Annotated in this window: 5 protein-coding genes and 2 tRNA genes; 4 read left to right on the top strand and 3 right to left on the bottom strand. The window is 68.6% G+C overall.

The genetic code is table 11. The features are described from left to right. Positions 1-30: 30 nt before the first annotated feature. Positions 31-8,808: a SpvB/TcaC N-terminal domain-containing protein gene (locus tag ACIBG8_RS52850; protein ID WP_397351013.1), complete on the bottom strand. Its 8,778-nt coding sequence runs from the start codon at positions 8,806-8,808 to the stop codon at positions 31-33. A gap of 581 nt (positions 8,809-9,389) precedes the next feature. Further along, positions 9,390-9,463: transfer RNA gene (locus ACIBG8_RS52845), tRNA-Ile, on the bottom strand. A gap of 150 nt (positions 9,464-9,613) precedes the next feature. On the opposite strand from ACIBG8_RS52845, the gene ACIBG8_RS52840 reads away from it, so the two are divergent. Then, a tRNA-Met gene (locus tag ACIBG8_RS52840) sits at positions 9,614-9,687 on the top strand. 54 nt (positions 9,688-9,741) lie between these two features. Continuing rightward, the gene (locus tag ACIBG8_RS52835; RefSeq protein WP_397351012.1) at positions 9,742-10,269 is read left to right on the top strand and encodes a histidine phosphatase family protein; all 528 of its coding nucleotides are present in this window, start codon (positions 9,742-9,744) and stop codon (positions 10,267-10,269) included. Between the two features lie 263 nt (positions 10,270-10,532). On the opposite strand, the gene ACIBG8_RS52830 is transcribed toward ACIBG8_RS52835, so the two are convergent. Further along, on the bottom strand, positions 10,533-12,101 hold the full coding sequence (locus tag ACIBG8_RS52830; protein WP_397351011.1) for an MFS transporter: 1,569 nt from the start codon (positions 12,099-12,101) through the stop codon (positions 10,533-10,535). A gap of 495 nt (positions 12,102-12,596) precedes the next feature. Between ACIBG8_RS52830 and ACIBG8_RS52825 the strand changes: the two genes are divergently transcribed. Next, complete coding sequence (locus ACIBG8_RS52825) at positions 12,597-13,334, top strand: TetR/AcrR family transcriptional regulator (RefSeq protein WP_397351010.1); 738 nt, start codon at positions 12,597-12,599, stop codon at positions 13,332-13,334. Then, positions 13,331-15,730, top strand: coding sequence for a PEP/pyruvate-binding domain-containing protein (locus ACIBG8_RS52820; protein WP_397351009.1), 2,400 nt, complete (start codon positions 13,331-13,333; stop codon positions 15,728-15,730). Before ACIBG8_RS52825 ends, ACIBG8_RS52820 begins: the two co-directional genes overlap by 4 nt. The last annotated feature ends 55 nt before the right edge of the window (positions 15,731-15,785 follow it).

Here is a 15,785-nt window from a genome sequence, read left to right as displayed (position 1 = left end):
TCGCTAAAACCTGGATGGTCGCCGAACCCCTCATGGGGTGGAGCCCCTGCTGTTGATGTTGAACTTGCTCGCACTTCGCTGGAGATCGCTGAGGTTGATGAAGGTATCGCCCATCATCGTGAAGTCATGCGCGCCGTGCGCCTTCATCTCCACCATCGCCGCATGGATGCAGTTGGTCGGCCGTCGCCCGTCGTCGTCGAACCTCGAATAGATGTCCTTCTTGGCCGCGTCCTGATAGACCGGATGCCACTCGTAACGATCCTGGAACCAGACCTGGACCTTGCGGGTGCCGAAGTTGTACTCCCAGTCCACCCTGTCGATGGCGCCGAAGGCGTTCTTGTACTCCGGCACGCTGATGTCGCCCTGTGCCAGACCGAGGTGCCCGGTGACCAAGCCGGTGTCGACGCCCTTGGCGACGCTGGCCTCGATCCCCTTGGTGACCGAGCGGTAGACGAAGAACGCCACCGAGTGGTCGGAGTCGAGCATCCTGGCCAGGTTCGCGTCCTCGTCGATGGTCGTGCCTGAGCCCTTCAGGTAGTGGTCCAGGTGCTCGGCGGCCAGCGGCTCGTCCTGGGCATGGGCCAGCGCCAGACTCGCCACCCGCTCCACCGAGCGGTCGCGGCAGAAGTTCTCGTAGAAGCCGGACCGGCTCTTGAGATCCTGCTGGACGACGCTCTCCCACTGGCCGCTGGGCTGGTGATCGTGTACGGGCGTGGGGTGGAAGTGGGCCGGAATGGTGGGGCTGCGTCCGTCCGGGTCGGTGTACTTGATCGGGTTGCCCCGGGCGTACAGGTAGGCCGACAGGTCCTTCGATCCGGGTGCCACGTCGGGCAGCGCGGGGTCGGCGCTCTGCCACACGGCGGTACGCGGGTCGTAGTAGCGCGCGCCGTAGTAGTACAGCCCGGTCTCCGGGTCCAGTTCCTTGCCGTTGTACTGCTGCGGCACCGGCTGGGACGGGTGCTCGTCGACCCACGTCTCGCCGCCCGCGACGTACATCAGGTGCTCTGCCAGGCCGCCAGAGGCGTCGGTGACGAATCCGGTGGAGCCCAGATGGTCGTCGTGGGAGTAGAACTGGCGGTTCTCGGGCTTGTTGCCGTTCTTCTCCACCGCCTTGGTCAGCAGCTTGGTCGCGCCGACGTAGATGTGCTTGAACTCGTGGTTGCCGTCGGTGGAGTAGTTCTGGTTGGGATAGACGTGGAACGTGGAGCCGTCCTTGATGATCCGGTTGCCCTGGTCGTCGTAGAAGTACCGCGCGGCGTTGGGCGTCCCGCCGGCGTTGTCGCAGGAGGCCGGTGTCTGCGGCAGCGTCGTGCTCTGGACGTTCTCATGGCTGCACGCCAGCCGGTTCTCCTCGTCCCAGATGTTCTGCCGCCGCGGCTTGGGCTGCTGCGCACGGCTGATCTGGTTGCCGTTGGCGTCGTAGGCGAGCGTGTAGATCCCGATCGTGGTGGGCGCGTGCGGCTGGGCCGCGGCGTAGGCGTAGGTGTAGTTGTAGGTGAGCTTGCCTTCGGTCTGCTTGGTGCCGTTCCCGACCAGTTCGTGGACCTGGTTCTTGCTCGTCAGGTTGCTCGTGCTGTCGTAGGCGAAGTCCACGCGGTAGGTGTCGGTCTTCTGCGGCGCCCGCGGCTGGTAGGAACCTTCCGCGTGCACCAGCCGGTACAGGTCGTCGTACCGGTAGGTCTCGGTGCTCGGCCCGCCCACCTGCGTACCGACGTCGGGACTGCTGGGCGCGACGGTGTCGTTCTGGATGGTGGTGACGTTGCCGACGCTGTCGTAGGTGTAGTTGAGGTTCTCGAAGACGTACCCCTGGCCCAGGTTCGCCTTCATGTTGTCGAGCCGCCGGGTGGCGGGGTTGAACGTGTAGCGGGTACGCGTGCCGTTACCGGTGTCCAGCAGGACCCGCTCGCCGAACTTGTCGTAGTCCAGGCGGGTCAGGTACGGGTAGGTGGTTCCGGCCTTGACACCGGTCGCCGAGTCGACCTGCCCGCCGGAGTTGTAGCGGTAGGTCAGCACCTCGCCGTCCGGATAGGTCATCGACAGCGCCCGGTTCCACGTGTCGAAGCGGTACTCGGTGGTGAAGCTCGCCGTGTGGCTGCCCTGCTCGGAAACCGTCCTGGTCTCCTTGGTCACCTCTCCCAGCGGCCCGTACTCCCGTGTGACGGTGCCCGCGCCGTCCACGATGGAGGTGATCCGGTCGGCTGCGTTGTTGGCAGCGCCGGGCGCCCCGTAGGTGTAGGTGACGTTGTTGGCGGTGAAGATCGGGTAGCGGATGGCGCTGACGCGGTTGAAGTCGTAGTCGTACTCGACCGCCTTCGACGCCGCCGCCAGCTTCGCAGTGATCTTCTTGGTCACGTTGCCCGCAAGGTCGTAGACGGTGTCGGTGCGCCCCGTGTCCGGGCTGATCAAGCTCGTCTGGCGGCCGAAGTTGTCGTAGGTCATCCTGGTGGTGTTGTTGTGATCGTCCACGATCGACGTGTGCTGGCCGAGCGCGTCGTAGCCGTAGCTGGTCTGGATCACCGGCTGGCCGCCGGCCGGGTTGAACTCCTTGACCGAGGTGGTCTGCCGCCGTACGTCGGAGTAGGTGCGCATCGACTTGCCGTTGGCGTCGGCGGCGACGGTTTCGAACTGCGTGACGCCCGAGCGGTCGGCGCCGAAGCCGTACGCCTGGGTGGAGGCGGTGCCGTCGGGGAGCACGGTCCTGGTGACCCGGTCCAGGACGTCGAAGGTCGTGGTGACCGGCGAGACGGTGTCGAACGCCGGGTTGAACGTGGTGTTGGCCGCGCCCTTCGGCTCGGTCACCGGGAAGAACTGCTTGACCGCCCGGCCGAGGAAGTCGTACACCGCCCGGCCGGAGACCACCATGACGTTGGCCGGCGCCGTGCCCGGCGCGGCACTGACGGCCGCGTCCATCTTCGTCTGGATGGTACGGCCGAGCCCGTCGACGAACGCGATCGTGTCGATGGTGTCGCCGTGCACCCCGTCGGCCTGCCGGTCGATGTGGCGGGTGACGGCGTACGGCACCGCCGCGCCGGGGTGGTACTCGAACGACGCGGTGACCCGGTGCTCCGGCAGTTCGTACGGCCCGGCCACGCTGACCAGCCGCCCGACCGAGTCGTAGGTGTTGGCGATGGACTGGTGGTTGATGTCGGTGCTGGTGGCCACGGATCCGAACCGGAGGTCGTGGGTCGTGCTCGAGTGGTAGCCGAAACTGTCGGTGGTCGACTCCACGAAGGTGTCGACGGTCGCGTCGTAGCCGTAGTCGGTGCGGAAGCGCTGGTTGTTCTTGTTCGCGGGACCGGTCACCGAGCGGAGGTTGCCGTTGGCGAAGTACCCCATGTCGGTCACGGCGGCCTCGCCGCCGGCGAGCTCGGCCCTGACCCGGGTCACGTCGCCGGTGGCGCAGTCCACCGTGGATTCGCGGTGGCGCAGGAGGGTGCCGCCGCCGGACACGTCGATCGCGGTGGCCACGCCCACGATCCCGGTGGCGGGACAGTCGGTGTAGGCGACCCGGGAGTCGAGGTCGTCGGCCGCCCCGGCCTCACCCGCGTCGAAGGTGCGAGTGACGTTGCCCAGCTGGTCGTATTCCATCGTGGTGAAGGTCGACTTGGCGGGGTTGGCCTGGCCCTCGAAGTAGCGGCTGTCGGTGCGTACGAGCTGCGGGAAGATCGTCGCGGTGGTGCTGTGCGGATCGGCCGCCGCGCCCGGGTGGTCGATGTCCTTGAGCACGTAGACGCTCTCGGTCTCCAGGAACTTCCTGCCGCCGGCGTCGGTGGTCAGCGTGCGCGTCGGCAGCCCGCGGGTGTACGGGCCGTCGGTGCGGAAGGCGTGGGTGATGCTGCGGAACACCGCGTCGTCGGCACCGGCGTCGCGGTGGCGTTCGACGACCGTGGCGTACCCGTCGAACTCGCGCTCCAGGCGGTCGTAGACGCCGCCGGAGTACTCGTAGGTGATCAGCTGGACGTCCTGGCCGTCGCCGGGGAGCCCGTCGTCCACGGCGACGCGCGACAGCACGAACCTCGACTGCGGCTGGCCGAAGGTGTTGCCGTCACGGGTGTAGTCGAAGTCCATCCGGCCGCCCAGCGGGCGGGTCACGGTCTTGAGCAGGTTGGTCCGGCCGGTGCGGTTGCCTGCGACGACCAGCTGGTCGTCCTTGACCGACGACAGCTGGTCGGCGAATCCGTCGCCGTTGACGTCTCTCAACATCTGCTCGGTACGGCTGGCGCCGGTGGAGGCGCTGGCGCCCGGGTTGATGACCACGCAGACGAACACGAAGCAGACGCCGAACTCGAAGTACGCGCCGAGGCTGGCGCTCGCGTTCTGGTCCCGCGTGACGCCGGGCAGGCTGCCGAGGAACGGCACCGGCGGCTCGAAGCCGTTACCGGTGTTGAGCCCCACCTTGATCGGGTTGCCGGCGAACACGCGGTCCGCGAGGCCGTCGCCGTTGACGTCCTGCAGCGTGCTGGACGTCCTGGTGACGTCGCGTTCGAACGCGGCGCCGCCGGCGAAGCCGTAGAAGTCGGTGTTGAACCCCAGGTTCACCCCCTCGTTGTCGCCGCTGGAGGCGTTGAACCCGGCCGGGTCGCGCCACTGCTCGGCGGCGCCGAACCGGTAGCCGAGGTTCAGCTCCACCATGCCGTCCTTGTGGACCCGGTCGGGCAGCCCGTCGCCGTTGATGTCGATCAGGTCGAAGTCCCCGTCGGAGCTGCTGCCGCCCAGGTTCGCGCCGATGCCGAACGGCGGCATGTCGTTGCCTGACTTGGCCGTGTTTCCCGGCGTGTCGCCGTTGGAGGCGCTGCGGCCGAATCCCGTCGGGATGGTGCGCGCGGCGCTGCCGACACCGGCGTTGCCGGACTCGTTGACGCTGCTGCGTACCGCGCCGCCGGGCAGAACACCGCGCTTGGTCCCCAGCCCGCCGGTCGGGTCGGTGTACTGGATGCCGTTGCCGCTGACCACGTCCGGGAACTGGTCGCCGTTCATGTCGAAGAAGTCGACCTTGCCCTCGCTCGTGCCGTCGGCCACGCTGCCACCGACCGAGCCGACTGTCCCGCCGACGCCGCCGGTGAGCGACAGCTGCTGCGAGCGGGACAGCCGCGGAACGGCGACGCCGGCGAAGTCCGACGCGCTCGGCAGGTTGATCGATTCGGTGCCCAGCCGGGAGCTGCTGGAGCTGGTGCGCGTGACGAAGGAGTGGTCGCCGACGCCCCAGCGGTCCTCCTGCGGCGAGGGGAAGAACGGCACCGCCTTCGGCGGATCCACCTTCGGGTCCTTGCCGAAGTCGTCCTTCTGGCCCTGCGGGTCCACGCTGGTGGGCAGCTGCCCGGCGTAGTCGTCGTCGATGACCAGGTCGCCCTGCGCGATGGGCTGCCCGGCCCGTTCGCGGTTGCCGTTGTAGCCGACCGCGCCCCAGCCACGGTACGGCTGCGCGAAGGCGCCTTCCTGGACGGTGTCGTGGAACGCGCTGGGCGCGTCGACGGCCTGGCCGCCGTTCTGGCTGACCTGCACCGACCGGGCGGTCAGGAAGGAGCGCAGCTTCGGGTTCAGCGTGCTGAAGTCGAAGAACAGCTCGTCCGGAACCTGTTGCGCGGTATGGACGCTCAGCGGGCCTGGCGAGCTCAGCACACCCTTGTCGAGGGTGAAGAAGCTCTTGGCGACCAGCTCGCCACGCCGCTTCACGGTGAACGCCACCCGGCCGGACGGCTTCTCGTCGCCGAAGTCGAACGTCAGGGACGGAGTCACCGACAGGTCGCCGTCCTGCGACACGGTGAAGGGCTCCTGCGGCGCCGACAGCCCGTCCACCGGGTAGAGATCGAGGTTGTACGGCGGGAACACCTCGATCAGCGGCTTGCCCTGGGCGTCGGTCAACTGGGTGACGCCGTCGGCGGCTGTGTAGACGGCGCGCGGCTGCCACGAGATCTTCCCGGCGTCGATCGGCGAGTCCGTCCGCACCCGCCACTGGAGCGTCTGCCCCTTCTGGACGGCGATGTCGAGGGACACGGGCGCCGTGCCCGCCGAGGCGGAGTCCAGCGTGTGCTGCAACACCGGCGTGCCGTCGCGGGTGATCAGGGCGGTGACGTCGTCGGTGGTGGCGCCGCTCTTGGTCAGGTCGCCGGACAGATGCAGGGTGCCGGTCAGCGGCGCCTTCACCGTCACGATCCGGCCGCCCAGGGTGAAGTCGTCCGACGCCTGGTAGCGATAGGCAGGCAGCTGGTTCACGTCCTGCGTCGCGGGCACGTTCAGATAGCTGATCACCGGGTTCCAGGACACTTCGTCCTTGCTGCCGTCGAAGCGCGACTGCACCCGGAAGTACAGCCGGTCGCCGCGCGCCACGGTGATGGAGTCCACCTGCGACGGCACGTGGTCGTTGCCGTCCGGCGGCTCGATGGTGTCCGACCACAGCTCGGCGCCCTCGTGCTGGATCGCCACGCGTACGCCGTCGGCGGGCGCCGCCGCGGTCGGTTGCAGCAGCTTCACCGGGCCCTCGACCCGGATCACGCCCGCGTAGGGCGCCACCCAGCGGCGAACGGTGTCCAGCAGCGGGAAGGAGTCGATGAGCCGCTCCCGGTCCGGGCCGAGGTCGCCCAGCAGCCCGCCGGTGTCCACCTGCCCCGGGATCACCGGCACCGGGGTGTCGGCGCTGATGCCGTACAGCGGCTTGCCGTCGCTGCCCAGGCGTCCGAACAGCACCTTGGACCCGTCGACCAGGTCCATGATCCGGTCACCGTTGACATCGCTGAAGTAGGTCCGGGTGGTGACGAAGGAGTTGACGTAGTCCAGCTGCAACGCGGCCGATCCCGGATACGCCTCGACGCCCAGCGTCAGGCTGTCGCTGCTCTGCCTCATGATCCCGGGCAGGTCCAGTGTCGTGGCCTGGTCGGCGAAGCGCGGCTGCCCCTTCGGGCCGGACAGGTTCTTGCGGTAGCGGACCTGGCCGTCATCGCCGCGGAACACCTTGTCGGGCAGGTCGTCGCCGTCGACGTCGACAAGTGCCAGCACCCCGGAGTCCGAACTGTGGCTGAACCCGGCCTTCAGCCCGATCGAGTTCGCCTTGCTCTCCGAGCTGCCCACACCCACGTACAGGTGCCCGCCGCCGGTCGTGCTCGTGTTGGCGTTCAGCGCGCTGGCGTCGCCGGCGTTGTCGGGGGTGATGTTCACCGCGCTGGACTTGAGTCCGTCGCCCGGCACGGTCCACTGCTCGGTGCTGAAGGCCTGATAGTTGCCCTGCCCGTCACGGATGTCGTCGAAATAGCCGAACTCGTGCTTGTTGAACACCGTGCCGGTGCCGTCCTGCTGGGTGATCGACTGCAGCATCGTCTTGTGGAACGCGCCGGTGGTGTAGGCCAGCTCGTACCGGCGGATGAGTTCGTCGTCGAGGGTCACGTCGATGCGCCGGAGCAGGTCGGCGGTCACCCGTTTGAAGCCGCCCCGCGCGTCGATGGTCTTGTCCACCCGCGGCTGCTCGTGCAGCTCCCGGTCACGCGTGAACGTCACCGCGTACCGGCCGTCGGTGTCCCCGAATCCGGTGTAGGTGATCTTCTTCAGGTACAGGTTGCGCCCCTTCTCCACACCGTTGTCGAGGCCGGTGTCGTCGACCCGCGCGTAGCTGAAGCGCATCACGTTGCCGTGCGGGTCACGGACCTCGCGCAGCCCCCACTGGAAGATGTGACCGTCCTCGTCGGCCAGGGTCGCACCGGCTCCGCCGTACAGCGACCGCATGCCTGCCTTGTCGGTCACCTCCCAGCTGTAGGACTTCGGATCGTCGCCATGGCGCACGATCCGCGCGAACCCGCCCTCGACCCGGCTGTGGAAGACCTTCTCCGCCGTCCGCGCGACCGGCTCGCCGCGATGCGCCGTGGGCGTCAGCTGCTGGCCGTTCAGCAGGTACGTCTCCGTCTCGGTCGCGCCGTCATACCGGGGCACCCCCCAGCGGGTGTCGACCGTGAGAGCCGAGGCCGGCAGATCCCAGCCCACACCCAGCCAGCCGTCGCCGCCCTCGGAGCTGTAGACGACGCTGAGCTGAGGCTGAACCCCGTGACGGCCCGGCGGCACCTCGATCGGGTAGCTGAGCCGGTTGTCACCGGTGCTGTCGGCGCCCGGCGCGCCGATCAGGTTCACCTTGGAGGCCGGGTCGGCGGCCTGCAGGCCCTTGATCTGGGTCGGGTTGAACGACACGTTGTCCGGGTGCTCCGGCACCGTGACGGCGGCGTTGACCATGTCGGTGAAATGGTTCGTCAGCGACGTCACGGTGTGGTTGACCTCGTCGACCGATACCCGCTGCAGCACCTGCCAGCACTGGGCCACGTCGTCGTAGAAGTAGGTGAACAGATCCGACGCGGCGAAGTCGCCGGGCACCAGAGCCGGGTCGTAGGGCAGCGTCACCTGGACATCGGTCAGGAACTGCAGCGGGTGCGGGGTGAACCGGAACCCGGAACGCGCCTTGCCGGTGACGTTGGTCATGCCGGAGTCCAGCGCGGCCAGCTCGGGACTCGTCAGATCGGTGATGCCGATGCTCACCGGTTTGTCCAGGGCGCCCGGCTTGATCGCGACCTGTGCTCCGTCCCAGGCCACGGTGTGCGACTGCGTCGCGCTGGGGCTCACCAGCTCTTCATGATCCGGCGGGCTGGTGGCCGCCGTCCTCGTGGCCGGTGCGCTCGCCGACGCCGTGCCACAGCTGTCCAGCGCCGTCGACGCCATGTCCAGGGCCACGGGCGTCACGGATCCCGTCGGCCCCGCCATCGCCACAACCATGAGCAGGCCGGTTAAGGCGGCCAGGAACTTGATGCTGACCTTCCCCGACAACATCGCGCGCATTGACGTGCTCCCCTCACGGCTTCATTCCTGAGCCGATCCCGGGCATCGCCATCTCTTCGACGCGACTCCCTCACCTCCGATGCGTTCCATCCCGTTCCATGCCGGGGAACATCGTTCTTCACCGTCCGTGGAGTGGGAGGGTGTCGCCGTGTCGCTCGGCCCCGCCGAAGACCTGGGTCAGATCAGACCGCACCGGCGCGTCCCGTCCGCCGAGCCGGTAGCGCACGCCAGGCCTGACCTGAGCGTCAGGACTGGCCCAATGGGGTTCGTAAGGGGGTCCGCGAGAGGCGCGCGACCCGTTCAAGCGTTTCGACTACGTGTACGCCTGTTCGCCGCGCCAGGCCCCGAGGTCGAAACAGAGATGGCCGCGCGACCTGCCGCAGGCGTGGTCGGGCTTCCTCATCTGCAAACAGAGTGTGTCTGCAGCGCTGCCTGAGGCGTCTTGGTTGATCGTCGGGTTGCCGCCGATGTAGCCGTCCCGACAGGAGTTCCGGCGCGAGAGCAACCACCAAGCGACCAACCACAAGCGACCGGGGCACGCCGAGGGCGAGCAACCCCAGGTCAAACATGGTGCGTGAGAGTAGGGCGGGTGGGACTTGAACCCACGACCCACGGATTATGAGTCCGATGCTCTGACCGGCTGAGCTACCGCCCCTGGATTCAGTTGTCCTACCGCATGGTGCAGTGTCCCCGACATCATTCCATGTTCGCCACCCTCCTTGGAGTGCAAGCTGATCACGCTCACCGCGAACAGCGCCATCTCGGTGAGAGGCACTCCAAAGATCCGGTAGTGTTCTCAATGCGACGCGGGGTAGAGCAGGTCGGTAGCTCGTCGGGCTCATAACCCGAAGGTCGCGGGTTCAAATCCCGCCCCCGCTACTCCGAAAGCTGAACGCCCGTCTCCCTCTGGGAGGCGGGCGTTAGTTTTGTGGCATGGCTGTCGCGCTGATCTACGAAACCCACTCCATCACCGTCGACAACGAGCAGGGCATCGCCACGGGGTGGCTGCCTGGGGAGCTGTCCGAGCGTGGGCGGGCGCTGGCTGCGGAGATGGGGCCTCGGCGGGCTGGGGTTGACGAGGTGTACGCATCTGACCTGCGGCGGGCGGTGGAGACTGCGGAGATCGCGTTCGGTGGGGGCAGGGAGATTCGTACGGATCCTCGGCTGCGTGAATGTGATTACGGGGTCTACAACGGGCGCCCGGTGGACGAGCTGGCCCCTTTGCGCCGAAGGCACATCGACGATCCATGGCCTGGCGGGCAGAGCTATCGGGATGTCGTCTCGCAGACTGCCTCCTTCCTGGACGACCTTCGGGGGTTGTGGCAGGGGCGAACGGTGCTGGTGGTGGCGCACTCGGCCAATCGGTGGGCTTTGCAGCATTTACTCCTGGGAGTTCCGCTGGAGAACCTCGTGGACGCGCCTTTCGAGTGGCACCCCGGCTGGATGTACACGGTGGAGTGAGAGTTCGTGGTCGCCGGACGGCCGGTAGGGGCTGAGCGGGGTCGAGGCTCGCGGGTAGTCCGCCCTCGTGGGTGATCCGTGCTCGTGGGTGATCCGTGCTCGTGAGTGGTCCACGCTCGTGAGTGGTCCACGCTCGTGAGTGGTCCACGCTCGCGGGTGGTCCGCGCTCGCGGCTGATCCACACTCGCGGGTGGTTGGGGGTCCCGGTGGTTGGGGGTCCCGGGTGGGGTTAGGGACCGCGAGAGTTAGGGACCGTGGGCAGGTCAGGGCCTGAGCGGCGCTGGCGCCGTGGGCGGGCTCGGGGCTGAGCGGGCTTGGGGTTGTGGGTGATCTCGGGGTCGGGGTCGCAGGCGGGCTCGGACCCGAACGGGTTGAGGGTGCGCGGGTGGGGTCGGGGTTGTGGGTGAGTCGGGGGTTGAGCGGGTTGGGGGTTGTGGGTGGGGGGCTGGTGGGGGTTCGGAGATCATTAGGGTGGCGATCAAGGCTGCCGCTGCGAGTAAGGTTGCGCCCCAGCCTGACGCCACGGCGAAGCCGTACACCAGGGAGTTCGGGCCCGGGTGGCTGGCTGTGGCGTCGGCTGCGACGGTGTTGAGGAGCGCCAATCCCAGTGACCCGCCGACCTGGTTCGCGGCGTTGACCACTGCGGACGCCACTCCGGCGTCGCGTGGGGAAACGTGCTGGGTGGCCAGGCTGAAGGCGGGGGTGAAGACCACGCCCATGCCCAGGCCCAGCAGGATCTCGGCGGGCAACACCAGGGAGGCGTACCCGCTGCCCGGGCCCAGCTGGGTCAGCCATGCCATCGCCCCGGCGGCCACCAGCAGCCCTGGGGCCATCAGCAGGCGTGGGGGGACCTTGGGCAGGAGGCGCCCGGCGATCAGGGTGGCGCTGAGCATGACGGCGGCCGACATGGGGAGGAACGCCAGCCCGGCCACCACGGGCGAGTAGTGCAGCACGACCTGGAAGTAGTACGTCAGGAAGAGGAACACGCCGAACATCCCGGCCACGGTCAGGGCGACCGCCAGATATGCCCCGGCTCGGCTGCGGTCGCGCAGGATGTGCAGCGGTAGCAACGGGGAGGAGGCCCTTGCCTGGCGCCAGACGAAGAGGCCCAGCAATACCAGACCTGCCAAACCCCAGCCCAGTACGGCGGGCGAGGCCACTCCGCGGCCGACCACCAGCGTGCAGGCGTACACGAGAGCGACCAGTCCCCCGGTGGCCAGCAAAGCGCCGACCACGTCAAGGGAAGCCCTGATCGGCGGGGAAGGGGTCAGGAGCAGCGCCGCCCCCACCACGGCGACGACCGCGATCGGGACGTTGACGTACAGGCACCAGCGCCAGCTCAGGTTCTGCGCCAGCAGCCCGCCGAGGATGAGACCCACCGCAGCCCCGCTGCCCGCGATCGCCCCGTACACGGAGAACGCCCTGGCTCGCTCGCGGGCGTCGGTGAACGTGACGGCCAGCAGCGACAACGCGGTAGGAGCCAGCACGGCGGCGAACGCCCCCTGCAGGGCGCGGGCGGCGACGAGCATCCAGAGGCTGCCCGCCGCCCCGCCCAGCGCGGACGCCACGGCGAAGCCGACCAGGCCGACGAGGAAGACGTTGTAGCGCCCGGCCAGGTCGGCGACGCGCCCGCCGAGCAGCAGCAGGCCGCCGAAGGCGAGCGTGTAGGCGGTGACCACCCACTGCCGGTCGGCGTCGGAGATGCCGAGGTCGGCCTGGGCGGACGGCAGCGCGATGTTCACGATGGTGGCGTCGAGGGCGACCATGAGCTGGGCCAGCGCGATGAAGACGAGCGCGCTCCAGCGGCGGGAGCCGACGGCTGGGGTCGTCATGCCTTCGACGGTACGACGACCCCGCTGGACTGCCGCTGGACACGGAGCTAGCGGCGTCGGCGGTTGGCGGCTCTGGTGGCGAAGACGATGGCGAAGATCACGGCCCCGGCCAGCAGGGCTAACAGGACCAGGATGATGAGGATTTCCATGATGCCTAGGTTGACCATGGCTCGAATCTAACCGCCCCGATGTTGAGTCCGCGTTGAGGTCTTGCGCGGCCACCGGGCAGCCCGAGCCCACACGTGGCACGCGCGCAAGGCATGGGGCGTGGGGCATGGAGGTGGGCGCGCGGCGCAAGGCGCGCCGGGTGCGGGGCAGGGGGTTTCGGGCGCCAGACAGGGAGGCGCCGGGCAGGGAGGCGCGGGAGCGCGGGGCACCGGAGCGCGGGGGCGCGGGGCGGGGAGGCGCCGGGCAAGGAGGCACGGCGCGTGGGGGTGGGGCGCGGGGCGTGGGGGCTGGGCTAAGGGGGGTGGGGTGGAAGTGTCCGGTCATTGGGTGTTAAATGACTGTATAAACATATCCAGTCAAAGAAAAGGCAGGCCGCCCCTCGACGAGGCGCGGCAACGTGAGCGTGCCCACCGCATCCTCGACGCCGCAGGCGAGCTCATCCTCCGCTGGGGCTACGACAAGACGACCATCGACGACGTAGCCCGCGCCTCCGACGTGGCCAAAGGCACCATCTACCTCCACTGGCGCACCCGCGAGGACCTGTTCGCCGCCCTGCTCCGCAGGGAGCGGCTGGACCTCCTGCGTGCCGTACGGCAAAGCCTCCCCAACGGCGGGACCCTGCGGGACCTCATCCAGCGCATGGTCGCCGAGCTCCTCGCCCGCCCCCTGATGAAGGCCAGCCTGCTGCGCGACACCGACGTCCTGGGCAAGATGGCCAAGGTCAAACGCACGCAGGACGCGAGCGCCGAGCTCAAGGCCGGGTTCGACCGCTACTTCAGCGCCCTGATGCAAAACGGCGCGCTGCGTGAGGACCTGACCCCCGCCGAACACCTGACCGTGATCATCTCGGTGGTCTACGGATTCCTGTGCGTCCCCCAGCTCCTCCCACCACCGCTCGCCCTGAGCGACGAACGGCTGGCCGAGCTGACCGCGGAAACCGCCACAGAGGCCACGAAAGCCACGCCCGCCGTCCTCCAGGCAAGCCTGGAATATCTCGATCACGCCGTAGCCGCCGCAGAACGCAAGCTCGACGAGTCGCTCAAAACCAAGGAGCGTGTGCAGTGAGGGTTCTCCCACTCGACGACGAAGCCGCCGACCTGGCGACGGCCGGGGGCAAGGGGTCCTCGCTGGCCCGCCTGAGCAGGGCCGGGCTGCCGGTCCCCGCGGGGTTCCACATCACCACCGAGGCCTACCGCGAGGGAGAGATCTCGGACGCTCTGGCCAAGGAGATCATGGCAGCCTACGCCGCGCTGGGCGACGACGTGCCGGTCGCGGTCCGCTCGTCGGCGACCGCGGAGGACCTGCCCGGCATGTCGTTCGCCGGGCAGCAGGACACCTATCTCAACGTCAGGGGCGACGGCCTGCTGGACGCCGTCAGGCGCTGCTGGGCCTCGCTCTGGAACGAGAGAGCCGTCTCCTACCGGGCGCAGAACGGCATCGCCGACGAGGACGTGGCGATGGCGGTCGTGGTCCAGGAGCTGGTCGCCGCCGACGCGGCCGGGATCATGTTCACCGCCAACCCGATCAACGGCGCCCGCGACGAGACGGTGGTCAACGCCTCGTGGGGCCTGGGCGAGGCCGTGGTCGGCGGCCTGGTCACCCCTGACACGATCACCATGAAAGACAGCACCGTCACGTCATACGAAATTTCGGACAAGGCGGTGATGACGGTCCGCACCCCGGACGGCACGGAGGAAGAGCCGGTGCCCGAGGCGATGCGTACCCAGCCGGTGCTCACCCAGGCGCGAGCCGTACAGCTCAAAGGCCTGGGCGACCGGATCGAGGACCTGTACGGCACGCCGATGGACATCGAGTGGGCCATGAGGGACGGCGCCTTCTACATCCTCCAGGCCCGCCCGATCACCGGCATGAACCTGCACCTGGAGGAGTGGAACGACAGCCTCAAGGGCGACTACCTCTGGACCGCGGGCAACCTCGGCGAGGCGATCCCCGACGTGATGACCCCGGCCACCTGGTCGCTCGTGCAGATCTTCATCCACGAGGCGATGTCCGCCTCGGCGCTGCCCGGCTTCGACCTGGTCGGCAACATCGGCGGCCGTTTCTACATGAACCTGAGCATCACCATCTCCATCGCCAAGGCGGTCGGCATGGGCGGCAGGCTCAGCGCGGTCGAACAGGTCTTCGGCAAGATCCCGCCCGACCTCGACATCCCGCCGCTCAAGGCATCGCGCTGGGAGATCATCAGGCTGGTGCTGCCGCTCTTCTTCGGCATACGCAAGCGGGTCAGCGACGGCCTCGCGCTGATGCCGGGGTTCCTCGAAACAGCCATGGCGCGAAACAAGGACATCAGACGAAAAATCGAAGAAACAACGGACCCGGAAGCGCTCGCCGCGTTGTGGGATGACGAGGTGCTCCCCTACTTCGTGGAGTCCTGCCGCGTTCTGGAGGCGGCTGGACGGCAGGGCGGCTCCTCCCTGGTGTTCACCCGCGACAAGCTGCACAAGATGATGGGCGAGGTCGACGCCGAGGCCATGCTGACCGGCGCCAACGCCGACGGCGAGCTGGCCAGCATGGGCCCGATCGTCGGGCTCGGCAGGCTGGAGCGCGGCGAGATCACCCGCGCCGAGTTCGCCGAGCTCTACGGGCATCGCGGCCCCCACGAGTTCGAGGTGTCCATCCCCCGGCCCGGCGAGGACCCCGCGTGGTTCGACGCCCAGCTCGAAGGGCTGCACAAGACCGACACCCAGCAGTTGCTGGCCCGCCAGGAGGAGGCGCGGGAGCAGGCGTGGAAACGCTTCGCCGAGCGCTATCCCGGCAAGGAAGCCAAGATGCGCGAGCGCGTCAAGAAGTGGAACGCCGTCGTGCGCAGCCGCGAGACCACCCGTTCCGAGGTGATCCGGGCGGTCTGGGCGCTGCGTGCCTTCCTCGTCAGGGCCGGTGAGCTGACCGGGCACGGCGACGAGGTGTTCTTCCTGCCGATCGACGGCCTCCTGGCCGTGCTCAGGGGCGCGCCGATGCCCGACGTCGCGGTCAAGCGGGCCACCTACGAGCGTTACGCGGCGCTGCCGGTGTATCCGACGCTGATCGTCGGGGCGTTCGACCCGGTGCGCTGGGCGGCCGACCCGAACCGGCGCGGCGACATCTTCGACGCGCGCGGCGTCAGCACGCCGGTCAGCGACACCGTGACCGGCTTCCCCGGCGCGCCGGGCATCGTGGAGGGCGTGGCCAGGGTGATCGCCGGGCCTGAGGACGGCGACCGGCTCAAGGCGGGCGAGATCCTGGTGACCACGCTGACCAACGTCGGGTGGACGCCGATGTTCCCCAGGGCTGCGGCCGTGGTGACCGACATGGGCGCGCCGCTGTCGCACGCCTCGATCGTGGCGCGCGAGCTCGGCATCCCCGCCGTGGTCGGCACGGGCAACGCGACCATGCGGCTGAAGGACGGCGACCGCGTCAGGGTGGACGGCGAGCGCGGCACGGTGGAGGTTCTGGCTGGGTAAAACCGCTGCGAGTGATCAACCGCTCTGGTCACGATGGCGGGATGACGGAGCTGTG

Source organism: Nonomuraea sp. NPDC050556 (assembly GCF_044457355.1).
GTDB lineage: Bacteria > Actinomycetota > Actinomycetes > Streptosporangiales > Streptosporangiaceae > Nonomuraea.
This window is presented reverse-complemented; position numbering and strand designations above follow the sequence as displayed.